This window comes from Kosakonia sacchari SP1 (assembly GCF_000300455.3).
Taxonomy (GTDB): domain Bacteria; phylum Pseudomonadota; class Gammaproteobacteria; order Enterobacterales; family Enterobacteriaceae; genus Kosakonia; species Kosakonia sacchari.
In genome coordinates this window covers 3,756,964-3,781,584 of record NZ_CP007215.2, presented here as the reverse complement: position 1 = coordinate 3,781,584, position 24,621 = coordinate 3,756,964, and the positions used below count along the sequence as shown (strand labels likewise).

General features: G+C 54.0%; 21 protein-coding genes. 13 read left to right on the top strand and 8 right to left on the bottom strand.

Annotation, left to right across the window (positions count from 1 at the left end; translation table 11 throughout):
* Positions 1 to 25: 25 nt before the first annotated feature.
* Positions 26 to 967 (bottom strand): 2-hydroxyacid dehydrogenase, encoded by a 942-nt coding sequence (locus tag C813_RS40930; RefSeq protein ID WP_040016561.1) that lies wholly within the window; start codon positions 965 to 967, stop codon positions 26 to 28.
* Between the two features lie 232 nt (positions 968 to 1,199).
* Here C813_RS40930 and malZ point away from each other — a divergent pair, with 232 nt between their 5' ends.
* Genes malZ through C813_RS40915 form a run of 3 tightly spaced genes read left to right on the top strand, consistent with a single transcriptional unit; the run spans position 1,200 to position 7,159 of the window.
* Positions 1,200 to 3,017, top strand: coding sequence for a maltodextrin glucosidase (gene malZ, locus C813_RS40925; RefSeq protein WP_017458838.1), 1,818 nt, complete (start codon positions 1,200 to 1,202; stop codon positions 3,015 to 3,017).
* Positions 3,018 to 3,074: 57 nt separating this feature from the next.
* Positions 3,075 to 5,783, top strand: a complete 2,709-nt coding sequence (locus C813_RS40920; protein WP_017458839.1) for a DUF2339 domain-containing protein — start codon at positions 3,075 to 3,077, stop codon at positions 5,781 to 5,783.
* Positions 5,780 to 7,159 (top strand): DUF3999 family protein, encoded by a 1,380-nt coding sequence (locus C813_RS40915; RefSeq protein ID WP_017458840.1) that lies wholly within the window; start codon positions 5,780 to 5,782, stop codon positions 7,157 to 7,159. The genes C813_RS40920 and C813_RS40915 overlap by 4 nt, the downstream gene beginning before the upstream one ends.
* Before the next feature lie 201 nt (positions 7,160 to 7,360).
* Here C813_RS40915 and C813_RS40910 read toward each other — a convergent pair whose 3' ends face one another.
* Both C813_RS40910 and acpH read right to left on the bottom strand, forming a co-directional pair.
* Positions 7,361 to 7,963, bottom strand: a complete 603-nt coding sequence (locus tag C813_RS40910; RefSeq protein WP_017458841.1) for a peroxiredoxin C — start codon at positions 7,961 to 7,963, stop codon at positions 7,361 to 7,363.
* A 168-nt stretch (positions 7,964 to 8,131) separates the two neighbouring features.
* Positions 8,132 to 8,713: an ACP phosphodiesterase gene (gene acpH / locus C813_RS40905; protein ID WP_017458842.1), complete on the bottom strand. Its 582-nt coding sequence runs from the start codon at positions 8,711 to 8,713 to the stop codon at positions 8,132 to 8,134.
* A 92-nt stretch (positions 8,714 to 8,805) separates the two neighbouring features.
* Between acpH and queA the strand changes: the two genes are divergently transcribed.
* From queA to C813_RS40865, 8 genes are all read left to right on the top strand, one after another.
* On the top strand, positions 8,806 to 9,876 hold the full coding sequence (gene queA, locus C813_RS40900) for a tRNA preQ1(34) S-adenosylmethionine ribosyltransferase-isomerase QueA (RefSeq protein WP_017458843.1): 1,071 nt from the start codon (positions 8,806 to 8,808) through the stop codon (positions 9,874 to 9,876).
* 51 nt (positions 9,877 to 9,927) lie between these two features.
* Positions 9,928 to 11,055 carry a tRNA guanosine(34) transglycosylase Tgt gene (gene tgt / locus C813_RS40895; protein WP_017458844.1) on the top strand — a complete coding sequence of 376 codons (1,128 nt, stop codon included), beginning with the start codon at positions 9,928 to 9,930 and terminating at the stop codon, positions 11,053 to 11,055.
* Positions 11,056 to 11,076: 21 nt separating this feature from the next.
* Positions 11,077 to 11,409, top strand: a complete 333-nt coding sequence (gene yajC / locus C813_RS40890; protein WP_017458845.1) for a preprotein translocase subunit YajC — start codon at positions 11,077 to 11,079, stop codon at positions 11,407 to 11,409.
* Between the two features lie 27 nt (positions 11,410 to 11,436).
* Positions 11,437 to 13,284, top strand: coding sequence for a protein translocase subunit SecD (secD, locus tag C813_RS40885; RefSeq protein WP_017458846.1), 1,848 nt, complete (start codon positions 11,437 to 11,439; stop codon positions 13,282 to 13,284).
* 10 nt (positions 13,285 to 13,294) lie between these two features.
* Complete coding sequence (secF, locus tag C813_RS40880; RefSeq protein ID WP_017458847.1) at positions 13,295 to 14,266, top strand: protein translocase subunit SecF; 972 nt, start codon at positions 13,295 to 13,297, stop codon at positions 14,264 to 14,266.
* 402 nt (positions 14,267 to 14,668) lie between these two features.
* Complete coding sequence (locus C813_RS40875; RefSeq protein WP_017458848.1) at positions 14,669 to 15,301, top strand: response regulator; 633 nt, start codon at positions 14,669 to 14,671, stop codon at positions 15,299 to 15,301.
* A gap of 16 nt (positions 15,302 to 15,317) precedes the next feature.
* Positions 15,318 to 16,043 (top strand): hypothetical protein, encoded by a 726-nt coding sequence (locus tag C813_RS40870; RefSeq protein ID WP_017458849.1) that lies wholly within the window; start codon positions 15,318 to 15,320, stop codon positions 16,041 to 16,043.
* A gap of 81 nt (positions 16,044 to 16,124) precedes the next feature.
* The gene (locus tag C813_RS40865; protein WP_017458850.1) at positions 16,125 to 18,011 is read left to right on the top strand and encodes an ATP-binding protein; all 1,887 of its coding nucleotides are present in this window, start codon (positions 16,125 to 16,127) and stop codon (positions 18,009 to 18,011) included.
* Positions 18,012 to 18,108: 97 nt separating this feature from the next.
* Here the strand turns inward: C813_RS40865 and C813_RS40860 are convergent, their stop codons facing one another.
* The 5 genes from C813_RS40860 to C813_RS40840 form a co-directional block, all read right to left on the bottom strand.
* Complete coding sequence (locus C813_RS40860) at positions 18,109 to 18,792, bottom strand: LuxR C-terminal-related transcriptional regulator (RefSeq protein ID WP_017458851.1); 684 nt, start codon at positions 18,790 to 18,792, stop codon at positions 18,109 to 18,111.
* A gap of 278 nt (positions 18,793 to 19,070) precedes the next feature.
* Positions 19,071 to 20,345, bottom strand: coding sequence for a hypothetical protein (locus C813_RS40855; RefSeq protein ID WP_017458852.1), 1,275 nt, complete (start codon positions 20,343 to 20,345; stop codon positions 19,071 to 19,073).
* Complete coding sequence (locus C813_RS40850) at positions 20,342 to 21,133, bottom strand: outer membrane lipoprotein-sorting protein (RefSeq protein ID WP_017458853.1); 792 nt, start codon at positions 21,131 to 21,133, stop codon at positions 20,342 to 20,344. Before C813_RS40850 ends, C813_RS40855 begins: the two co-directional genes overlap by 4 nt.
* A 34-nt stretch (positions 21,134 to 21,167) precedes the next feature.
* A complete protein-coding gene (locus C813_RS40845; protein ID WP_017458854.1) occupies positions 21,168 to 22,565 on the bottom strand; it encodes an ABC transporter permease in 1,398 nt (465 codons plus the stop codon).
* Between the two features lie 9 nt (positions 22,566 to 22,574).
* On the bottom strand, positions 22,575 to 23,258 hold the full coding sequence (locus C813_RS40840) for an ABC transporter ATP-binding protein (RefSeq protein ID WP_017458855.1): 684 nt from the start codon (positions 23,256 to 23,258) through the stop codon (positions 22,575 to 22,577).
* 248 nt (positions 23,259 to 23,506) lie between these two features.
* On the opposite strand from C813_RS40840, the gene C813_RS40835 reads away from it, so the two are divergent.
* Entirely contained in the window at positions 23,507 to 23,872 is a 366-nt protein-coding gene (locus C813_RS40835; RefSeq protein WP_017458856.1) for a VOC family protein, read from the top strand.
* Positions 23,873 to 23,922: 50 nt separating this feature from the next.
* Positions 23,923 to 24,612, top strand: coding sequence for a helix-turn-helix transcriptional regulator (locus tag C813_RS40830; RefSeq protein WP_017458857.1), 690 nt, complete (start codon positions 23,923 to 23,925; stop codon positions 24,610 to 24,612).
* The last annotated feature ends 9 nt before the right edge of the window (positions 24,613 to 24,621 follow it).

The following is a 24,621-nucleotide window of genomic DNA, read 5'->3' as shown; positions in this document are numbered from 1 at the left end:
CCGGCATGTTCCCCTCGTTACTGGCTTACACCACCGGCGTCAGCAGTTTCCCTTGCGCAAAATAGCTCACCAGATTATTGATGGTTAGATCCGCCATCGCCTGGCGCGTTTCGGCGGTATTACTGGCGATATGCGGCAATAACACCACGTTTTGCAGGCTGCGCAGCGCGGGCGGAATATGCGGTTCCTCTTCAAACACATCCAGCCCGGCGCCGCGTAATTTCCCTTCCTGAAGCACAGCGATTAACGCCTCCGTATCAACCACGCTGCCGCGCGCAATATTGATCAGAATGCCCTCCGGCCCCAGCGCTTCCAGCACTTCACGGTTGATAATGTGCTGCGTTTTCGCACCGCCTGGCAATGTGAGCACTAAAAAATCGACCGCGTTCGCCAGCTTGATAAGCGAGTCATGGCGCTGCCAGTGGTTGTTGCGCGCTTCCCGTGGGCTGAAATAATGAATCGGCATATTGAATGCCGCGGCACGTTGGGCGATGTCATGGCCAATATTGCCCATGCCAACAATGCCACAGCGCTTGCCGCTCATCTTCCATGCGCCGGGAAAGGCGCCATGTTCCCATTCGCCCGCGCGAGCAAAGCGGTCGGCCTCGCAAATTTTCCGCGTCACGGCCAGCATTAACGCCAGCCCGGTATCGGCCACGCATTCGTTAAGCACGTTCGGTGTGTTGCTGACTTTTATTCCGCGCTGGCGACAGACATTGAGATCGGTGGCATCCACGCCGACGCCGAAACCGCTGATCACTTCCAGCGCTGGAAGCTGCTCTATCAGCGCGGTACTGATGCCTTTCGCGGCGCGTGTCAAGGCGCCACGTATGGCAGAAGCGCGTTCGCGCACTAGAGCCTGTGCATTGGGCTGCCAGTAACGATGCACCACGAAATGGCGTTCGAGGGTGTCGATCATCGCCTGCGGAATTTCGCTAATGACGAGGATCTCGGGTTTGTTGCTCATACTAAGCCCTTTATTCATCTATAGTTTTTATCAGTATAAAAAGCACGTCTGCCTGCGGCTTCGGGCATCAGCACGAAGCGGGCGCGGAAAAACTCACACAAATGCCTGGTGAATATCTCGCCAGATCACATCTGCGCCCTCTCTCTCACCCCCGGAAAAAAGCGGAAAGAAGGAGGCAGGGTGAGAATCGCTGTGGAAGAGTGGCGTCATTTTGAGCAAAGGGGATTTTTTGATGTTGAATGCATGGCATTTGCCCGTCGCGCCGTTTGTGAAACAGAATCAGGATCAATTAGTTATTAGCCTTTGGCTAAGCGGAACCTCGCTGCCGGAGCGGGTGACGCTGCGCACGGAAATCGATAACGAAGAGACGCCGGTAGTAATGCATCGCGCGCGCAAACCGACAGCCGATGGGGTGACTGTCTGGCGGGCGGCAATCGATGTCGCGAATGGGCAGCCGCGTCGTCGCTACAGCTTTAAACTGCTATGGGAAAACCGCCAGATCTGGTTTACGCCGCAGGGTTTTAGCCACTTTCCGCCCGCGCGGCTTGAGCAGTTCGCTATAGATGCGCCGGATAGCGGGCCGCAATGGGTGGCGGATCAGGTGTTCTATCAGATTTTCCCGGATCGTTTTGCCCGCAGCCTGCCGCGCGGCGAAAATCAAGACCAAATCTATCATCACCATGCGGCCGGGCAGCCAATCGTCATGCGTGAATGGGACGATCCGCTGACTGGCGACGCGGGCGGTTCGACCTTTTATGGCGGCGATCTTGACGGCATCAGCGAAAAACTGCCGTACCTGAAAAAGCTCGGCGTCACTGCGCTGTATCTCAACCCGGTATTTGTCGCCCCCAGCGTACATAAATATGACACCGAAGATTATCGCCATGTTGATCCGCAGTTCGGCGGCGATGAGGCGCTACTGCGCCTGCGACACAACACGTGCGAAGCGGGTATGAAGCTAATTCTGGATGGCGTTTTTAATCACACCGGCGATTCCCACGCGTGGTTCGACCGGCATAACCGCGCAACGGGTGGTGCGTGCCACAACCCGGACTCACGCTGGCGTAGCTGGTTCAGCTTTGATGAAAATGGTCACGCCCGCGACTGGCTGGGGTATGCGAGCCTGCCGAAACTCGATTACCAGTCACCCGCGGTCGTGGACGAAATCTATCAGGGCGAAGAGAGCGTGGTGCGCCACTGGTTGAAAGCGCCGTGGCACATGGATGGCTGGCGGCTGGATGTGGTGCATATGCTGGGCGAAGATGGCGGTGCGCGTAACAATTTGTGCCATGTCACGGGCATTACGCAGGCGGCGAAAGAGACTCAGCCGCAGGCGTATGTTGTTGGCGAACATTTTGGTGATGCCCGCCAGTGGTTACAGGCGGATGCCGAAGACGCGGCGATGAATTATCGCGGTTTTACCCTGCCAGTGTGGGCTTTTCTGGCTAAGACCGATCTCTCTTATGATCCGCAAAAAATCGATGCGCAAACCTGCGCGGCATGGATGGATAACTACCGCGCCGGGCTGTCGCATCAGCAGCAATTGCGCATGTTTAACCAGCTCGACAGTCACGATACGCCGCGCTTTAAAACGGTGCTCGGCAACGACATTGCGCGCTTACCGTTGGCGGTGGTCTGGCTGTTTAGCTGGCCGGGCACGCCGTGTATTTATTACGGCGACGAAGTGGGGCTGGATGGCGCTAACGATCCGTTTTGCCGCAAGCCATTCCCGTGGGACAAAAAGCGCCAGGATGGCAAGCTGCTGGCGCTTTATCAGCGCATGGCGAAGTTGCGTTCACGTTCGCAAGCGTTGCGCTACGGCGGCTGTCTGGTGATTTATGCGCACGACAATGTGCTGGTATTTTTGCGGGTTTACCGTCAACAACGGGTTTTAGTCGCCATTAACCGGGGTGAGGCCTGTGAAGTTGTACTGGAGGATTCACCGCTGTTACGGGGGAAAAGCTGGCGGCTTCAGGAAGGTACAGGTACGCTACAGGATGATGTGCTGACGCTTTCAGCCATTAGCGCATCTGTCTGGTCCGCCGCCTGAATCGCCACGCGAAAAGGGGCGGGCATTACGTCTCCCCTTTAGCGAAGGCGATAGTACATGGATGGTCTTTTACTCTTTGGCGTGGTGGTGCTGTTTCTGGCGCTGGTAGTGGTGCCCATTGTGGCCATCACTGCCTGGCGACGCAGCGTTGCCACCCAGAATGAACTGCAACAACTGCGTCAGCGGCTGAGCATACTGGAACGGCAGTTTTCGGCGACGCCGGAAAGCCGCGAACCAACATCGGTGGCGGCGGCTGAAATTGCGCATTCCACCGAACCGGTTGAAATCCCTCAACCTGCCGCGCCAGTGGAAAACCCGTGGGGGCGAAAAGCCGAATCGCCTGTGGCGGCGGAAAACCCGTGGGGACGCAAAGCTGAAACACCTGCGCCGGCTATGCCCGCGCCCGCTATTGACGAACCTGCCGTAACAACAAAAACGCCGGAAACTGCATCGTGGGGAATGGTGACGTCACTGGTACGCTGGTTTGTGCAGGGCAACCCACTGGCAAAACTGGGCGTTATCCTGCTGTTTATCGGTCTCTCTTTCCTGCTGCGCTACACCGTGGAATACGCGTTATTCCCGCTCGAATTGCGGCTGGCCGCCGTCGCGCTGGTGGCGATGGTGCTGCTCGGGCTTGGCTGGCGGTTGCGGCATAAACAGACGGTCTTTGCGCTAATACTGCAAGGCGGCGCGGTTGGTGCGCTCTATCTCACCGTCTTTGGCGCGTTTCGCTTATGGCAGATGCTGCCGATGACGCTGGCCTTTGTGCTGTTAATTGTTATCTGTGCGGCGAGCGTTGGCCTGGCGGTGCTGCAAAAAGCACTGAGCCTGGCGTTGCTGGCAAGCCTTGGCGGCTATCTCGCGCCGATCCTGCTCTCTACCGGCGGCGGCAGCCATATTGCGTTGTTCTCATTTTACCTTCTGCTTTCGGTAGGGATCCTCGCCATCAGTATCTGGCAGCACTGGCGCGAGTTGAACCTGCTCGGCATGGTCTTCACTTTCGGAGTTGCCGGGCTGTGGGGCATGGATAACTATCGCCCGGAATTTTATCTCAGCTGCCAGTTGTTCCTGATGGCTAACATTCTCATCTTCGGTGTACTGAGCGTGGCGCTTTCACTGCGCGCGCAGCGCCGGGGCGAGCGCATTATTGATGGTGTTTTACTCTTTGCGCCGCCGCTGGCGGGTTTTGGTATGCAGTACGCTATCACGCAACACTGGCATTATGGCCCGGCATTTAGCGCGCTGGGCTTTGGCCTCTTCTATCTGGCGCTGGCGATGCTGGCGCTCAAACGATTCCCTGCAACCGCAAAACCGCTGGTGCTGGCAGCGCTGGCGCTCGGCGGCGCGTTTGCCACGCTCGCCATTCCGCTGGCGCTGTCGGCGCGCTGGACGGCAATGGCCTGGGCGCTGGAAGGGCTGGGTATTTTGTGGCTTGGCGTGCAGCAAAATCTGCGCCGCATGAGCTACAGCGGCAGCGCATTACTTCTGCTGGCGTTGTGCAGCGCGCTGTGGGCGGCGGCGGACGGCATCAATGCCGTGTCGACATTGCTGATCTTTGCCGTGCTCAGCGCATGCTGGCTGGCGGCTTCATGGCTGTGGCGTGGTTTGCGACAAGAGGGAAGCTGGCTACTGCTGGTGGGCGGCATCGCATTTTGGGTAGTGGCGCTCGGCGGCGCGTCTCAGGCTGCGCTGCCAGCCTTCGTTGATAACGGATTCGGCGTGCTGGCGTTGCTGGCGCTTTCCGTATGGTTATGGCGTGCGGGTAGCTTGCGCTGGTCGTGGCCGGAACTGGGTTACGCCCGCTGGCTGTTATGGCCGGGAATGGCAGTCATGCTGGTCTGGCAGATTATGACCGAGGGGCACCTGCTAGCGGCGGGTTGGCCGAATCTGGCCTGGTGTGTCGCACTGCCAGCCGCGTTCCTGCTGCTTTACCGCGAGCAAGAGACGATACCCGCGCGGGTGTCGCAAGGTTTGCATATTTCGTTGTTGTGGATGCTGCTGCTGGCGGCAGGCACTGAGCTGTGGTGGTTCGTTGATGGGCTGGCGTGGGGGAATGAACCCTGGCAGGTCGGGCTGCCAATGGCGGCGGGTGGTGTCGTGATTGCGTTGGCGCTGGCGGCCATTCGCCGCCAGTTCTGGCCGTGGCGCATCTGGCCTGCGCTGTATGGCGCGCTGGGATTATTGCCGCTGGTTCCTGTGCTGCTGTGGTTGCTGGTGTATGCCAATCTGAGCGATGGGGTGGTGATGGGCATGCCGTATCTGCCTGTCATTAACCCGCTGGAAGAGGGCGCGGCGTTTGCGTTGCTCGGCGTCTGGCTGTACAGCCGTTTTGCCGAAGCGCACTACCCGGCGGTTGCGCCGCAACTCTGGCGTGCGCGCCCGTGGGTACTGGCGGCGCTTGGTTTCTGGTGGCTAAACGGTGTGTTACTGCGCCTGCTGGCTTACTACGGCGATGTGGCCTGGGAGAGTGAAAGCCTGTGGCAGTCGCGATTGATTCAGACCAGTTTTGCGCTGTTCTGGATGCTGATTGCGCTGGTGGTGATGATCCGCGCTACACGCCAGCATGCGCGCCAGCAGTGGTTGTGCGGCAGTGTGTTGCTGGGCGTGGTGCTGCTCAAATTAATGCTGGTAGACAGCGCTGGCGGCGGCGGGCTTTCGCGAGCCATTGCCTTTATTGGGGTAGCGGTGCTGGTGCTGATTGTGGGGTATTTTTCACCCCTGCCGCCAAAGGCTGTGCGGGAAGAGAACAAGGGAGGTGAGCAATGAAAAAATGGCATGGATTACTACTGGCCGCACTGGTGACCACCGCAGGCGCGGCGACAGGCAGTGATGCTGTTCCGGATTCACCGCCGGATTACGCGTTTGGCGCGACACTCGACCTACCGCAACCGGCATCCTGGTATCGTGTCGATCTGCCACAGGATACTTACGCGCAGAGCGCCTGGCCGGATCTGCGCGATGTGCGGGTGTTTAACCACGATGGCGAGCGTGTGCCGTTTACGCTGGAAACGCAGCGCGTCACCGCGCGTGCGCCAGAGCCCATTGCGCTGCGCGTATTCCCGCTGGATACGTCGCCGGTTGACACCGGTACAGAGGGGCAACATGTGGTGCGTTTGCACTCCTCGTCCGGCGTTGATATTCGTATTGAAGGCGAGCCTGACGAGGTGGTCGGGCAGAGCTATTTACTGGCGTTCCCGGAAAATACGCCGGAAAACTTTAATCTCGCGCAGCTGAAGCTGGCCTGGTCAGAACCTGTAAAAAACTGGCGTGGCAAAGTGACGCTCTTTTTCAGCAGTGATATGCGCAACTGGACAACGTTGCAGAACGACGCGCCGGTGATGGAGCTGGCGAGTGGCAGCGATCGGCTGAAACTCGATCAGATTAACCTCGACCAGCCGATGCCCGCCGATGGCGTACGTTATTTGCTGATGGTGTTTGATACCCCGAACCTGCCAGTAACGATTACGCAGGTTACCGCGCGGCCAGGTAGTGAGCCAACACCGCTGGAACAGGTGGAAATGGCAGGCCACGAACAACGGATTTCCCCGACCGAAGCGCAGTATCAATGGGCACAACCGCAGCCATTAAGCGCGCTGTCGATAAGGCTTGCGCAAGAGGGCGTGTTGCCGGTATCGATTGACTGGCGCAGCAGTGCCAGCGGTGAGTGGAAAGCGTTAAGTAAAACGGTGCTATGGGCGCTTAATGGACGTACTTCCGCGCCGCTCAGCCTGCCAGGCGATGCCGTGCAGGCGGTGCGCATCACTACGCTTGATGCCCGTTTACCCGAAGCATTACCACAGGTGACCGGCAGCCGTGACCGACAATCGCTGGTCTTTAATGCGCAGGGCAAGGGCCCGTTTATGCTGGCGTGGGGCAACCGGGCAGCGGCGCCTGTTGCGGTGACGATGGAAGGATTGATCCCGGAAGCGCTGCGTAAACAGCTCGATCTTACGGCGATACCGGAAGTGCAAGTGCAGGATCGTGTGGTGCTTAGCGGCGAGGAGAGGCTGACGGCGACATCACCGACAGAGCGACAGCAGACGTGGAAAACAGTGCTGGTGTGGGGCGTCTTGTTGTTGGGGGTTGTGGTGCTGGTATGGATGGCACTGCGCATCTGGCGTGAAGTGAAAACAGGCAAATAACGATCCGCTTTTTCAGCGGGCGACATTGAATTGCCCCTGAACGGTGCGCGGAACCTGGCAAGCCGCGGCAGCCCGTGGTGTTAGTTCGTCATCTTAAAACAATGCGGTCGATCCAGACTTGTTGATGACGACGCATACTGATGTTGGTTTGAATTAGCCATAAAAAAGGCCCGCAGTGCGGGCCTTTATCTATACAGCCAATTACAGGCTGGAGACGTTTTCGCTCAGGTATTTTGCCACGCCGTCCGGTGAGGCGTTCATCCCTTCTTTGCCTTTTTCCCACTGCGCCGGGCACACTTCGCCGTGCTCTTCGTGGAACTGCAGCGCGTCAACCATGCGCAGCATTTCATCGATGTTACGACCCAGCGGCAGGTCATTGACGACCTGGTGGCGCACGATGCCGTTTTTGTCGATCAGGAAAGAACCACGCAGGGCAACGCCCGCGTCCGGATGCTCAATACCGTAAGCCTGCTGAATTTCACGTTTGATGTCAGCGACCATCGCGTATTTCACCGCGCCGATACCGCCTTTCTCAACCGGCGTATTACGCCATGCGTTGTGAACAAACTCGGAGTCGAAAGAGACGCCAACCACTTCCACACCGCGGCTTTTGAACTCTTCGTAACGTTTGTCGAAAGCGATCAGTTCAGACGGGCAAACGAAGGTGAAGTCCATCGGCCAGAAGAACAGCACGGTCGCTTTACCGTTGGTGTGCTGTTTGAAGTTGAAGTTTTCAACAATTTCACCGCTGCCCAGAACGGCTGCGGCAGTAAAATCCGGTGCCTGACGAGTAACCAGTACCATATGTACTCCTGTGATTTACAAGGTTAATAGAACGCAACGCGGGCCAGTATAGGGAGAGGGGTAGGGTAGCTCAAAGCGCCATTGACAATCGCTGGTATAGGTTTTGTCTATCGATTGTTTTTGTAATGACGCTTTCCAAAATAGCGTAATGCACACGCAGTGCAAGAGTTAAAGCTGCTGATCTTTAGCCTGCGCCATCATGCGCGGATAGAATTCCCAGAATTGTGACTCCAGCGCGGCGTAGTTGGCGTCGAGATCCTGCCAGGAGTCGCGCAGTGCATCCAGACGCGGGCGACGGTTCGCCATGCCGTTAAGCACATTCTGGATAAAGGCCATCTCGCGGTAGCGCTCCAGCCAGCGCTCTGACCAAAGGTAATTGTTCAAATTAACAAATCGCGGCGGAGAGTCGGGCAGGATTGTCGACACCTGCGCACGGGCGTAGCGAACAAAATCATCCAGCGGGAAATCCGGCGAGATTTGCGCCCAGTGGCGGGAGAGAAAATGATCCCACATCACATCCAGCGTGATCGGCGCGACCCGCCGGGTTTCTGGGCGGAACCACTCGCGGGCGGTTTTGACTTCCGGCAGGTTGTCAGTCATGACGTCGATACGGCGATGCATCTGGATCCCGTCAACGATCTCCACCGGGTAGAGGTCTTGCGGGTTGCCGCGAACAAAATCCGCCAGCAGGTTGCCGGGCAGGGAACTGTCGGCAAGATGGGCTAAGTGCAGGTGTGCTAAAAAATTCATGCTTATTGTTTGTCCAAAAGCGGCTAACGGTTGCAGCGAAGGGGCGTGGGCACTAGACTACCCGCCTCTTAAATATGTATCGAGTTAGTGTCATGCGCGTTACCGATTTTTCCTTTGAATTGCCCGAATCCCTGATTGCCCATTACCCGCAGCCTGAGCGCAGCAGTTGCCGCTTACTGTCGCTGGATGGCCCAACAGGCGCGCTGACGCACGGTACTTTCACCGATTTGCTCGACAAGCTCAACCCCGGCGATCTGCTGGTGTTCAATAATACCCGCGTAATTCCGGCGCGCCTGTTCGGCCGTAAAGCCAGCGGCGGCAAGATTGAAATGCTGGTCGAACGCATGCTCGACGATAAACGTATTCTGGCACATATTCGCGCTTCCAAAGCGCCAAAGCCGGGCGCGGAACTGCTGCTGGGTGACGCGGAAGATATCCAGGCGACGATGGTGGCGCGCCACGACGCGCTGTTCGAAGTTGAGTTTCACGATGAACGTCCGGTGCTGGATATCCTCAATGCTATCGGCCATATGCCGCTGCCGCCCTATATTGACCGCCCTGATGAAGAGGCGGACCGTGAACTCTACCAGACCGTGTACAGCCAGAAGCCTGGCGCGGTTGCCGCACCGACGGCAGGGCTGCATTTTGATGAGCCTTTGCTTGAGCGTTTGCGTAATAAAGGCATCGAAATGGCGTTTGTGACGCTGCATGTGGGGGCGGGAACTTTCCAGCCGGTGCGCGTAGATAGCATCGAAGATCACATTATGCATTCTGAATATGCCGAAGTGCCGCAGGAGGTTGTTGACGCGGTGCTGGCGGCAAAAGCGCGTGGCAACCGGGTCGTTGCCGTGGGAACCACGTCCGTGCGTTCGCTGGAAAGCGCCGCGCAGGCAGCAAAAAAAGATCTGATCGAGCCGTTTTTCGGCGATACGCAGATTTTCATTTATCCGGGTTATCAGTACCGGGTGATTGATGCGCTGGTCACTAACTTCCACTTGCCCGAATCGACGCTGATCATGCTGGTTTCTGCCTTCGCCGGGTACCAACACATCATGAATGCGTACCGCGCCGCAGTTGCAGAGAAATATCGCTTTTTTAGTTACGGGGATGCGATGTTTATCACGTACAATCCGCAAGCCATTTTTGAACGCGTCGGGGAATAGGTCTGCGGCGCTGGTTTTAAACGTCAGACTGTCTTTCTGGCTGGAGAAGAAATGAAATTTGAACTGGATACCACTGACGGACGCGCCCGCCGCGGTCGTCTGGTGTTTGATCGCGGCGTGGTTGAAACGCCAGCGTTTATGCCTGTGGGTACTTACGGCACCGTAAAAGGGATGACGCCGGAAGAAGTTGAAGCCACTGGCGCGCAGATTATCCTCGGCAACACTTTCCACCTGTGGCTGCGTCCGGGTCAGGAGATCATGAAGCTGCACGGCGATCTGCACGACTTTATGCAGTGGAAAGGCCCAATCCTTACCGATTCCGGCGGTTTCCAGGTGTTCAGCCTTGGTGACATCCGCAAGATCACCGAAGCGGGCGTGCACTTCCGTAATCCGATCAACGGCGATCCTATTTTCCTCGATCCTGAAAAATCGATGGAGATTCAGTATGATCTCGGTTCCGATATCGTGATGATCTTCGACGAATGTACGCCGTATCCGGCGGACTGGGATTACGCAAAGCGCTCCATGGAGATGTCTCTGCGCTGGGCGAAACGCAGCCGTGAGCGTTTTGATGGGCTGGGTAACAAAAACGCGCTGTTCGGTATTATTCAGGGCAGCGTTTACGAAGATTTACGCGATATCTCGGTCAAAGGTCTGGTAGAGATTGGCTTTGATGGCTACGCTGTCGGCGGTCTGGCTGTGGGCGAACCGAAAGAAGATATGCACCGTATTCTGGAGCATGTCTGCCCGCAAATCCCCGCAGACAAACCACGATACCTGATGGGCGTCGGTAAACCAGAAGATCTGGTTGAAGGCGTGCGACGCGGCATTGATATGTTTGACTGCGTGATGCCGACGCGCAACGCCCGTAACGGTCACTTGTTTGTGACCAATGGCGTGGTGAAAATCCGTAACGCGAAATATAAAAGCGATACCGGCCCGCTTGATGGCGAGTGTGATTGCTATACCTGTCGCAATTATTCTCTTGCTTACTTGCATCATCTCGACCGTTGCAACGAAATATTGGGCGCGCGTCTCAATACTATTCATAACCTGCGGTATTATCAGCGTTTAATGGCTGGTTTACGCAAGGCTATCGAAGAGGGTAAATTAGAGAGCTTCGTCGCGGATTTTTACCAGCGTCAGGGGCGGTCTGTACCACCTTTGAACGTTGATTAATTTAATAATGAGGGAATTTGAATGAGCTTTTTTATTTCTGATGCGGTAGCAGCAGCAGGCGCACCGGCAGCCCAAAGCCAGTGGACGTTGATTCCGATGCTGGTGGTGTTCGGTCTGATTTTTTACTTCATGATCCTGCGCCCGCAGCAAAAACGCACGAAAGAGCATAAAAAGCTGATGGACTCCATCGCCAAAGGTGATGAAGTGCTGACCAACGGTGGTCTGATTGGCCGCGTGACCAAAGTAGCAGAGACTGGCTACATTGCTATCGCACTGAACGACACCACCGAAGTGGTAATCAAACGTGACTTCGTAGCTGCCGTTCTGCCGAAAGGCACGATGAAGGCGCTGTAATCTATTGTTTTCCCAAAGGGAACTGCCGTGTTAAACCGTTATCCTTTGTGGAAGTACATTATGCTGGTCGTCGTCATTATCGTCGGCCTGCTTTACGCACTTCCCAACCTGTATGGTGAGGATCCGGCTGTTCAGATCACTGGCGCGCGCGGCGTCGCCGCCAGTGAGCAAACGCTGATCCAGGTCCAGAACGATCTACAAAAAGAAAAAATCAACGCGAAGTCTGTGGCACTGGAAGAGGGCGCGATTCTTGCTCGCTTCGATTCTACTGATACGCAGCTGCGCGCCCGCGAAGTGCTGGTTAGCGCGTTAGGCGATCAGTACGTTGTCGCGCTTAACCTTGCTCCGGCAACACCACGCTGGTTGACCGCCATTAAAGCCGAACCGATGAAACTCGGTCTCGATCTGCGCGGCGGTGTGCACTTCCTGATGGAAGTGGATATGCAAACGGCGCTCAGTAAACTGCAGGAACAGAACATGGACAGCCTGCGCAGCGATCTGCGCGACAAAGGCATTCCTTACACCACCGTGCGTAAGGAAGATAACTATGGCCTGAGCATTCAGTTCCGCGACAGCGCGGCGCGCGATCAGGCGAATGCTTACCTGACAGCCCGCCACCGCGATCTCGTTATCTCCAACCAGGGCGACAATGTACTGCGCGCCGTGATGAGCGATGCGCGTCTGAGCGAAGCCCGCGAATATGCTGTTCAGCAGAACATTAATATCCTGCGTAACCGTGTAAACCAACTGGGCGTGGCTGAGCCGCTGGTACAGCGCCAGGGTGCTGACCGCATCGTGGTTGAGCTGCCGGGTATTCAGGATACAGCACGTGCGAAGGAGATTCTGGGCGCTACCGCGACGCTGGAATTCCGCCTCGTTAACAGCAGTGTGGATGCTTCCGCCGCCGCTGCTGGCCGCGTACCGGGTGACTCCGAAGTGAAACAGACACGCGAAGGTCAGCCCGTTGTGCTGTACAAACGCGTGATCCTGACCGGTGACCATATCACCGATTCCACTTCCAGCCAGGATGAGTACAACCAACCGCAGGTGAACATTTCACTGGATAGTGCGGGTGGCAACATCATGTCTAACTTCACCAAGGACAATATCGGTAAGCCGATGGCGACCTTGTTTGTGGAGTACAAAGACAGCGGTAAAAAAGATGCCAACGGACGTGCGGTGCTGGTGAAACAGGAAGAGGTGATTAACATCGCTAACATCCAGTCTCGCCTCGGCAACAGCTTCCGTATTACCGGTATCAGCAACCCGACCGAAGCGCGTCAGCTTTCTCTGCTGCTGCGTGCTGGTGCGCTGATTGCGCCGATTCAGATTGTAGAAGAACGTACCATCGGCCCGACGCTTGGTTCGCAGAACATCACGCAGGGTCTGGAAGCGTGCCTGGCAGGTCTGGTGGTTTCTATCATCTTCATGATCTTCTTCTATAAGAAGTTTGGTCTGATCGCCACGTCTGCACTGATTGCCAACCTGGTGTTAATTGTCGGCATTATGTCGTTGTTGCCTGGCGCAACGCTGACAATGCCGGGGATTGCCGGGATCGTGCTTACCCTCGCGGTAGCGGTGGACGCCAACGTTCTGATAAACGAACGTATTAAAGAAGAGCTTAGCAATGGCCGTTCAGTGCAGCAGGCGATTCACGAAGGTTATCAGGGCGCGTTTTCGTCCATTTTCGATGCGAACGTTACCACGTTGATCAAAGTACTTATTCTTTACGCAGTAGGTACTGGTTCAATTAAAGGGTTTGCGATCACTACCGGTATCGGTGTGGCGACCTCTATGTTCACCGCCATTGTCGGCACCCGTGCCATCGTCAACCTGTTGTACGGCGGCAAACGCATTAACAAGCTGTCTATCTGAGGAGTGCGTTGTGGCACAGGATTATACTGTTGAACAATTGAACCACGGCCGTAAAGTCTGGGACTTTATGCGCTGGGACAACTGGGCTTTTATCATTTCCGGCGCGCTGCTGATACTCTCCATCGCTGTGATGGGCGTTCGCGGCTTTAACTGGGGCCTGGATTTTACCGGTGGTACGGTCATCGAAATCTCGCTGGAAAAACCAGCGGATATGGATTTGATGCGTGACGCGCTGGAGAAAGCGGGCTTCCAGGAGCCGCTGTTGCAAAACTTCGGTAGCAGCCGCGACATCATGGTACGTATGCCGCCTGCTCAGGGCGAAACCGGTGGCCAGGTGCTGGGAAGTAAAGTCGTTAGCGTGATTAACGAAGCGACCAGCCAAAATGCAGCCGTGAAACGTATTGAGTTTGTCGGTCCGAGCGTGGGTGCTGATCTGGCGCAGACGGGGGGAATGGCGCTGCTGGTTGCGTTGATCAGTATTCTGGTTTATGTCGGTTTCCGCTTCGAGTGGCGTTTGGCCGCTGGTGTGGTTATCGCACTGGCGCACGACGTCATTATCACGATGGGCGTACTCTCGCTGTTCCAGATTGAGATTGACCTGACCATCGTGGCATCGCTGATGTCGGTAATCGGTTACTCGCTTAACGACAGCATCGTGGTATCTGACCGTATTCGTGAGAACTTCCGCAAGATCCGCCGCGGCACGCCATACGAGATCTTTAACATCTCTCTGACGCAAACATTGCACCGTACGTTGATCACGTCCGGTACGACGTTAGTCGTGATTTTGATGCTTTATCTCTTTGGTGGCGCGATGCTGAAGGGCTTCTCGCTGACCATGCTTATCGGTGTTTCCATCGGTACGGCTTCGTCTATCTATGTCGCGTCTGCTCTGGCGCTGAAAATGGGGATGAAGCGCGAGCATTTACTGCAGCAGAAAGTGGAAAAAGAAGGGGCGGACCAGCCGTCTATTCTGCCGTAACCATTCGTTGCACAGAACAAACCGCAGCCACGTGCTGCGGTTTTTTTTATCTCTGCATGAACACCACCTCCTATGGAGGTGGTCAGTAAGAGGTTTTGTCTTTGTCTTATTGTCTTTGGATTTAAATCGTTCAGAACAGGCAGAGACTAATTGTAGGGCTTTTAGTACGCCCCTGTGGAGCGAAATCAATGCCACCTGCTAAGCAGGTGGTTTTTTTACCTGTAGTATTTTTTCTATTTATAATAAACGCATGTTTATTTATTAAGGATATTAATTTCGATTTTTTATTTTTATGAAATGCGAGCCTCTTTCCTTTATTAAATATTCATTCTGCATTGCCATTTTTTTTTGTTAAAGTGCGAGAACTCGTAATGATATGGTTGTGACCAGAGATTTATAAGCGTGTTGAAACCGAAAAAAGTGTTGATTGCTGATGATCACCCTATTTATTTGATGGGGATGCGAACGTTGCTCGCACCACTTTCCGCACAATACCTCATCATTGATGAAGCCATGACCACCGATGAAGTCGTGGCAAAGCTGGAGCAGCACGCAGCCGATATTCTGATAACCGATCTCAGCATGCCCGGAGAGCGATACAATGATGGTCTGGCGCTCATTCAATTATTAAAAAGACGTTGGCCAGATTTGCTGATTATTGTGGTTTCTATGATCAATAACCCCGGTATTCAGCATTCATTACTCCGTCTCGGAGTGCACACGGTATTAAATAAGGCCAGCTTGTCGACAAAGCTGTTACAGACATTGCAAGCGCTCACCTCGCCTGCTATTTCCCCGAGAACGAATACGCCGCAAGAAGACGATTCCGCGCAACTTGAGGTGAAGTTGACGCCAAAAGAGAATGAAGTGTTACGCCTGTTATTGCGCGGCATGACGGTGAACGATATCAGTACCCGGCTTAGCAGGACGAAACAAACCGTCAGCGCACAGAAAAAAAGTGCCATGCGCAAACTGGGTGTCACCTCCGAATACGAGCTCTATCAATACCTGCAGCAAATTGGATTAACAAGTTAACGACATGGAGTTAGTTATGCATGGAATGCAGACATTACTTGCGACGTGCAGTGCTGAGCAGCAGCGCGCGCTCGCCCAACAGTTGCGCTTTTGCAGTGATGTAAACATCGCCACTGTGAATATAAGCGATGCGCAGAATGTGCTTTCCCTTCACACATGGCATGCGCTATTGGTCGATTTGAGTGAGAGTGCACATTCAGGTGTTGATTTAGTTGAGAAGCTTCTCGCTGCGGAGTTGGCGGGAGAATTAACATTACCTTCGTTATTACTGGCCTGCATAGACAATAAACAGCCAGAAACAGAATCAATGCTACGTCTGAAGGGATTCGACCATATTTTGTCTCTTCCTTTATCTGCAGAGCGTTTACGCTACTCTTTTCAGTCGAGGGATATAGCACAACCGGTGCTGCGTGAATTACATCTGCTGGCGAATCATCAGCAGCCAATAATTGATGCCATGCTCCCGAAGCTATTACAGGCGTTAGCGGCCGATATTCAACAACTCGACATCATCGCGCACGCAGGAACACTCCTTCAGATCGCGAATCTTGCCCACCGAATGAAATCTTCCTGGTATCTTTTGGGAATGCGCCGGGCGATACGCTACTGCATCGTGATGGAACGATTGCCGAAGTTGATTGATGAGGGAACGATAAATCAAGAAAATATTTCTAAAATGCGTCAGCGTTTTATTTCACTCATGTTTAAAGATTATAACCAACTGGTTTTATTATTTGGTTAATTGACTGTGAGGATGCTCGCGTCGAATTATTGATAGGTTTTACATATTGCATCGACCAGCAATTGCCAACGGGAAAAGCGAATGTCTTCTTTGATTTTCCACCGTATTAAATGGTGCGTTTTTTTATTATCGCTTCTCTTTATTTGCTGCCTCGCAGTAAATGCCCGTCCGACAAATATCGCTTTTTATACGGCCGATATTTCCGGCAGCGGAGCAGCAGAAAAGCAAGTCATCCATCCGATCGGATCTGCAGCCGTGAATACGTTTCCGGTGAATAATGGAGTTGCTGCGCAAAAGAGCGTGTTTTGGCAGGGCGGGCGCCGTCATATCAAGGTCATTAGTCTGGTGATGTCGGTGATTGTTATCATCTCGATGGTATGGATCATTTCGCTCAGACGCCAGGTCAACCAGCGTATACGTATGCAACAGCGACTTAAAGAGCAACTCGCCTGCATGAGCAATATGATGTTTTCCGTCCCCTGGCCGGTCGCGGTGCGTAATCTGCGCGGGGAGCTTGTCAGTTGTAATAGCCGCTATCTGGAAGAGATGAGCGTCACACGTGAAGAGGTGTATGGGAAAACCGTCGACGTTTTGCCTCTGCCGGATTTCATGATCCGTGAGTTTCACCGCGACTATCAGCGGGTGATTACCACAGGTGTCCCGCACATGCGTGACAGGTTGCTGACGTTTAACCACTCAGCCCAATCACGCACTGTTTTTTACTGGATCATTCCTTTTCACGGGAGCGATGGCCGAAACAATGGTGTTTTAAGTGGCTGGATAGACATGACGGAGCGGCAGGAATTCATTCAGCAATTGAATGAAGCGAGGGATGAAGCCGTAGCGGCAAATCGGGCGAAGACGAATTTTCTCTCGGTGATGAGCCATGAAATTCGCACACCGTTAAACGCGATTCTTGGCATTCTGGAACTGCAAATCAAACAGAATGTGCTGGCGCAACAGCCACAGCCAATGTTGGAAGTTGCGCACGATGCCGCAAAAAATTTACTCGCTGTTGTGGGGGATATTCTGGATATTTCACGGATTGAATCGGGCCGTATGGCAATCGCGCCGCGAAAAGAGGAACTGATTGCGTTGACACGCTCGGTGGCGCTGTTATTCAAAGAGGCGACCGATCAAAAACAGCTAACAATTAATATGCACGTAGAAGGTGGCGATCGATGTCTGCTAAAAATTGACCCTCATCGTTATAAACAGATCCTTTCGAACCTGTTAAGTAATGCGGTTAAATTTACTCGCGAAGGTTCAATAGACGTCATTCTAAAACATGAACCGGCTGTTGAGGGGATGATTGCGGTTTCGCTGACCGTAAAAGATACCGGTATCGGCATTACGCCCGAAGACCAAAAAAGGCTTTTTAAACCCTTCACCCAGTTGGGTTCCGATAAAGACGCCTCGCGGCTCGGCTCAGGGCTGGGGCTGTTTATCTGCCGTACCCTGTGCGAACTGATGAAAGGGGAATTAACGCTGGAAAGCACCCCTGGCGAAGGTACCGCTGTGCATGTGCGTTTGCGCCTGCCTGCTGTAGCGGTAAATTCTGCTGAGCATGTGTCGGCTGTGCCAGCAAGGCGCTCATCTTCCGGCGTAAAACGGGTGCTCATAGTTGATGATTATCCGCCGAACCTTATGTTGTTACGTCATCAACTTGAATTTCTTGGTCATCAGGTTAGCGAAGCAACGAATGGAGAAGAAGCGCTAACCCTTTGGCTGATGACCCGCAATTACGATTACATTCTGATCGATTGCAACATGCCGGTGATGGATGGTTTCACGCTGGCAAAGCTGATACGCGCGGAAGAGCTGCGTTCCCGAGAGACGCGTGCAACGCTGTTGGGGTTCACCGCCATTGCGCAAGCCGAGGTTGTTGAACAATGCATCGCGGCAGGAATGGATGGTTGTTTGTTCAAGCCTTGCAGCCAGGAAGTTATCAATAAATGGATTAAATAACTGTTGATAATTTTTAAGTTATACATAAAGGCCTGTGTTGGAAAAATACAGAGGCCTTTTTATTTACCGGCTAATAGATTAAATGCGATGCAGAAATTTACATTGCGATATCAAACATCCGCGTCTGAAATAATAAACAATAAAGCTGGCAATCCGTTCGCACATTGAGTTTTCCCATGGCACGGAGTTTATGTGCGCTGACAGTTTTAATACTGATGTTCATGCGTTTGGAAATCGTTGTTAACGAAAGTCCACGGCATAATAAGCGTAAAACCTCACTTTCGCGCGTTGATAATTCCTGCGGCGTCAGCGCATCGCGGCGGAAAAGTGAATCCATTAACCCTCGTTCAATATAGACTTCGTCCATCAGCACGGTAGTAATGGCCCGCCAGAGCGTGCGTTCGCTGGTGTTACGGCTTATATAGCCTTTGGCACCCGCCTCCAGCGCAATACGAATAAGATTCGTATTGTTATAAGGTGATAACACGATGGTTTTTGTCGTGGGGTAACGGCTTGATATCCATTTTACCAGTGCAACGCCATCCAGTTCCGACACAGGGTTACCCGTTTTAATGGTATGCAGGCCATACCCCAGAAAGAGAAGATCCACTTTTTTACTGGCGAGAATATCAAGAAGCTCTGTTTGCTCATTGGTATCACCGATAACATCAATATCAAGTTTATCAGTATTAAGATTGCTGTTTTTTAGTGAGTTAATCATCGAGGTCATTCCCCGACGTATAATGGCATGCTCATCCACAATTAAAATATTAATGGACATAGATTAACCTCCTAAACCTGCCTGAGGAATGTAAGCGGGATAGAGAAGATACGATGTTCTATTCCTGTTTTCTATCTGACCAGTAAGAAAAATGACCATGATATTTAAGCCCGGTTTGTAAGGTTTGATAGATAAAATGCCTGGGTCCATTTCAAAACTGCGCGTTATATTCCTGAAGCGGATGAATTTCCCTTCAACGCCTGTTGGGAGCGGGAGTCAGGTTATTCGCACTGCTATTGCGGGGAGGAGATTGATGATGCCCGGCAATATCACGCAGTTTAAAAATAGTAATCCACAGAGAGTTGCCAGCGCCTGTCTGGCTGCACGCTATAGGTCTTTTTCACCTCAGGGCGATAGATTTTTTGCCACTGAAGGGCGATATCCACCGAATTCAGGTGACGCCTTAGCTCGACAAATCCCATATTTTTCTGGCGCTGCAAATCCCGCTGCCAAATCAGGTTGAAGTCATACTGGTCGGCGATGTCTTTCCAGTACGCCTGCAATAGCGCACCACGCCGTGGCGTCAGCCCGTCTTGCGCTTGCTGCGCGGTGCTGTCTGCGGGAGAAGCGGCAATCTGCGCGGCAATATAAGGGGGCGCGGTACGAAGTGCGGAGATGGCCTTTTGGCTGTCGGCACTGCCGTTATAGTGCCCCTCAAGACGCAGGGTTAAATGGTTCTCGCCAGTCCAGGTTAAACCAACGGCTGCACGGTTACGCCACGCCGTATCCCACTGGCTTTCGGGTAGCGCTTCCTGCCAGTTGAAGGGCTGGCGTCCTCCCGCCCATTCCGCATAGACCAGCGCGGAGCGCGACAGCACCCGCGAAAGGTTGACGCCCAACTGAGGTGATCGGTGTTCTTCCTGTAGCAGCAATAACTGAGGATTAAGGTTTTCGGCAAAGCGATAGCTTCCCGCCAGTAAGACGCGTTCTCGGGGATTGCTGGCATTCCAGTCAAGGCTGGCGCTGTTCTGCCGATGGCTGGCACTGATTTTTGGCGACCAGATCACCGTTGCCGCCGCGTTGTCCCAAAATTTTTGCAAACGGATCATGGCATTGCCCAGGCGGTTACTGCGCAGGGACTCCGGATCGGCCGATATGGCTGAACGCACAGTACCGCGACCAAGAAAGTCGGTAGGGTTGTAGCCCAGCGCAACACCATAACGGGTGTTAACGCGCCCGACATCGACGGAGGCCTGAGACGTCAGCGCATAGCTAAGCCAGGCTTCACGCAAGGTATTGATATTACGATTTTGGCTCAGATGGTGAGAGAAGCGGCTATCGAAGCGGTTCGAAAGTACAGCCCGCCAGTTGCGTAACAGGGTTTTGTCCCAGCGCATATCCAGCGACGTGCGTTGCTCTTTGGCGCTGTTTTCGTTCAGGCTGCTGGCTATTTCGAGTAGTCCACTTAGCGCCTTATTTTCCACAGCGGTAAACTCGGTCTTATCCGCCAGTTCAAGCGCCGCCAGGGTGCTATCCTGCTGTTCGCTGGCAGAAGCGTTGCACAGCGCGCCGAGTGCGATGAGCCAGCTTAAGCGCGCGCGCGTAGCCTTCATTGATCCGTATCCTTAAAGTGCGCCAGATAATCGCGCTGTAGCCACGCTTCCGGGACATCTCGCCAGGCAAAATTCTGCTGGCGCAGAACGGTAACAAGCTGGGCGTTGACGCCATCAATGATCACCGCCTCGGTGGGACGCACACCGCCAAGCGCAGGTTCGTAGCGACGATACCAGGTCGTTTTCAGCAGGTTGCCATTAACGGCGTAAAACTCCGCTTTACGGCTTTTGAAATCGTTTTTGTCGACCCAAAGATCCATCGAAGGGTAGGGCGCGTCCGGATTGGTGGCGACTAAATGCAAGTGGTAGCAGTCGCGCATTTGTTTTTCGCCGTCCTGGATCTGCTCTTCCGCCACCAAGCTTGCCTTGTAATCTTCGGCCCAGTTTGCCGTTACGACATCGCCGTTAGAGGCTTGTCCCAACAGACGCTGTTGCGGGGAGATTGGCACGCTCGCCTGGCTTGCCGGGTCATAAAGCCACAGATCGCGGCCGCTTTTCAGGGTCAACTTACCCGCATCGCGCTGCGGACTGATAAAGCGCAGCAGGCTGCGGAATTGACCGCCATTCGGCGATGCGCGCGAGTAAAGTACCAGTTTGCTGGTGTCGTTCTGCTTGCCGTTTTTATAACTGATAAGCGTTGTGACCAGGCTAAAGGAGCGATCCGGGTTACGCACCTCGTCGCTTTTTTTCAGGATTTGTTGCGCTTCAAGTGCGGCGCTTGCTGGCATCGCGGCTAACAAGAGCCACACCAGGCACAAGGGTGCCAGTGGTTTGTTTTGCAATTGCATTACGTTCTTCCTTGTTGATAGATGAAGGGCAGGATCAGATATGGCGCAGCGCCTCGACGATAGAGACATTCGCCGCGCGACGTGCAGGCCACCATGATGAGATCACGGTTATCAGCAACAACACACCGACCACACTGCTCATCATTGCCCACTCTCCCCACACGCTGATATGGATCCTGATTGGCACTGTCACGCCGGGAGGCTGCCAGGTAAGCCCGGCGTGATTGATCAGATACGCCAGCAATAAAGAGACGATTACCCCGATAATCGAGCCGAACACCCCCAGTAGCGAGCCTTCGCTGAGAAACAAGCGCTGGATATCACGCCGTTTCTGCCCGACAGCACGCAGCGTGCCAATCTCCACTGTGCGCTCCATTACCGCCATTCCCATGGTGTTACTGACGGTGAATAGCGCGATGGCGAGGATGAGAACCAGCATGAAATTGAGCATGTTGTCGAACATTTTCAGTACCTGTTTATACAACGGCTGCAGCTCGGTGAAGTCATATACTGTCAGCGGAGAATCCGCGAGTTCACTGGTAAAAAGCTGCTGGAGACGCGCTCGCGCCGCCGCCAGTTGCGAGGTGCTGTGCAGTTGCAGAATGATAGCCGTCACGCCCGGCGTCTCCTGACCAAACAGCAGTTGTTGCGCCTGGTGCAGATGGATGCCAACAAAGCTATCATCCAGCTCGCGAGCGGGTTGCGGCTGAATGCCTTCCACTTTAACGCGCACAATATTTGGTGCGCCGTTACCGGAAGCCGCCAGCAGTTCAATGTAATTGTCGTTGTCTGTAGCGTGCGCCTGCCGCGCTTGCTGCGACAGTTGCAGAAGATCGGCCGGGAGATCGGCGGCGTGGTTCTCTTTGGCTGGCGGAGCACTGCAAGGCTGGTTTTTTGCGAGGTTGCACAATTGCAGCAAACGCGCCAGGCCGCCGCCAATAAATGCCGAATCCGCTGCGGCACCAGAGTATATCTGGCGGTTTTGCAGGAAATCACCGAGGTGGTATTCGTCCCATTTATTCAGTTGAATTTTTCCTGCCGCGTCACTGCCGTAAATAAGCGCCGGACGTGATGTCCCGATCGCGTAATGCCCGGCGATGCCTGTCAGCGTCAGCACCGGCGTGCTGACGGTTAGCATCGGTTGCAGTACCGGATCGCGTGCGATGATGTCCATCACTTTCTGGTAATTGCGGATGCTGTATTGCGCCGGGTTTCCCGTACCGTGCAATAAATAATCCCGATGCTGGATTTGCAGGTGACCGGTGCTGCGCACAAATGTCGTTTGCAAACTGTATTTGATGGAGTGGTTATAACCGCCAAACAGCAGAATACCGACGGCACCCACCACGATTGCACAGAGTGTTGATAAGGTCCGCCGACGGTTGCGCAGCAGGTTGCGCAGCGCGTGTTTGAGCGTTTTTAGTTTCAGCATGTTCTCTCCTTAGCGATCGCCCGGGCCGTTCACACTGCCGTCGTGGACGACATACAAATCATCGGCCTCGGCAATCACCTGCGGATCGTGGGAAGAGAACACCACCGTAACGGCATGCTCCCGCTGTAAACGCCGTAACAGCTGTAAAATGGATTTGCCTGTTTTGCTGTCGAGGTTCGCCGTGGGTTCGTCGGCCACCACCAGCGTTGGGCGGTGAATGAGCGCGCGGGCGATAGCGACGCGCTGACGCTGGCCACCAGAGAGCTGGTTCGGCAACGAATCGGCTTTATCGCCAAGTCCGACGCTCTCAAGCATGTCGTTGACCGCCTGCTTGCGCCAGGCCGCCGTTCGACGCTGAGCGAGAAGCGGAATTTCCACGTTTTCGCGCGCGGTCAGCACCGGGATAAGATTGAAATTCTGGAAGATAAATCCAAGGTTACGGGCGCGAAAAGCGCTGCACTGGTCGTCATTGAGGCTGTTCATTTCGCGATCTGCGATCACCAGACGGCCACTATCGGGAGTATCAATACCGCCGATTAAGTTCAGTAGTGTCGTTTTGCCACTGCCGGACTGACCGGATAATACGGTAAACCGTTTTGCTGCAATGTTGAGCGTCACCTCTTTTAATGCGTCAACACGAACCTGTCCTAATAAATAACTTTTACTGACGGCCTGCATTTCAACTGCCCACATCGTTCCCTGTTCCTTAGCGTGTAATTCCTGTTTGTATCGGCTACCCCATTACGGCAGGGGGCGGAGTTTATAGATATCATTTCGCTTTGAATACATAGCCTGCTCATTAATGCTTTAGTTAATTATGTTTTTCGGATAATTATCGCGACGGGACGGAAAATAGTAAGACGATCCCTACTGACAATATGCTGTCAGGAGTCCTCTGGCAGACTCGCTGTGTTGATTTTTTTAACGCAGAGGAACAGAGCATGAACACATTAGTGAATTGGTTTGAATTGCCGGTACAGCAACTGGATCGTGCAGTCGCGTTTTATGAGCATGTATTAGGTAGTCAGTTTCGCCATGAGACTGTAGCTGGTATCGAAATGGCGGTATTTCCGCATGTAAAACCTGCGACCGGCGGTGCGCTGGTAAAAGGACCAATGTTCCAGCCGGTAAGCGGTGGTACAGTGGTCTACCTGGCGACGGCAAACCTTGCGGCTGCGCTGGAACGCGTGCGTGAAAAGAGCGGTGAATGTTGTTTTGGCCCGGAAGTATTGCCGCAGGGCATTGGTACTATTGCCCTGATTATTGACAGTGAGGGTAACCGGGTTGGATTGCATCAACCCGCCTGAACCACTGATGCCCGTGCTGATGCGCGGGCTTTTCTTCATCCGGATAAGTTATGAGCCGTCGTGCTGATCGATTGTTTCAGATAGTTCAGGTTCTGCGTGCCCGACGTCGCGTGACGGCGGCGCTACTGGCCGAGCGGCTGGAGGTTTCTGAACGCACCATCTATCGCGACATTCGCGATTTGTCACTTTCCGGCGTACCGATTCAGGGCGAGGCGGGCAGCGGTTACCGTTTACTGCCCGGTTTCGATTTGCCGCCGTTAATGTTTACCGGTCTTGAGGTTGAAGCACTAATTGCCGCTATCGGCATGTTGCAAACCTGGAGCGGCGATACGCTGGCACAGGCTGCCGGTTCGGCGCAGGAAAAACTGTTGGCGGTACTGCCTTACGACAAACGCATTACGGCTGAACGCAACCGCATCGTTTCACCCAATTTTGATAAATACCCGCAGGTACGCGTCTGGTTTGATGTGATGCACCAGGCGATGCGGCTGCATCAGGAGTTGCATCTGCATTATGAAGACGACAAAGGAAAAGCCTCGGAGCGGGTGATCCATCCGTTAGGGCTGTCGTTTATGGGAAGTGTGTGGGTATTGGTGTCGTGGTGTACGTTACGCGATGACTATCGTTGTTTTCGTCTCGATCGCTGCACATCGGTCGCTTTTACCGGCAAGACATTTACGGAACGCGCGGACAGATCGATGCAGGATTTCGTTAACCTGCAGAAAGCGCGCTGGCAATAAAAAAGCCGA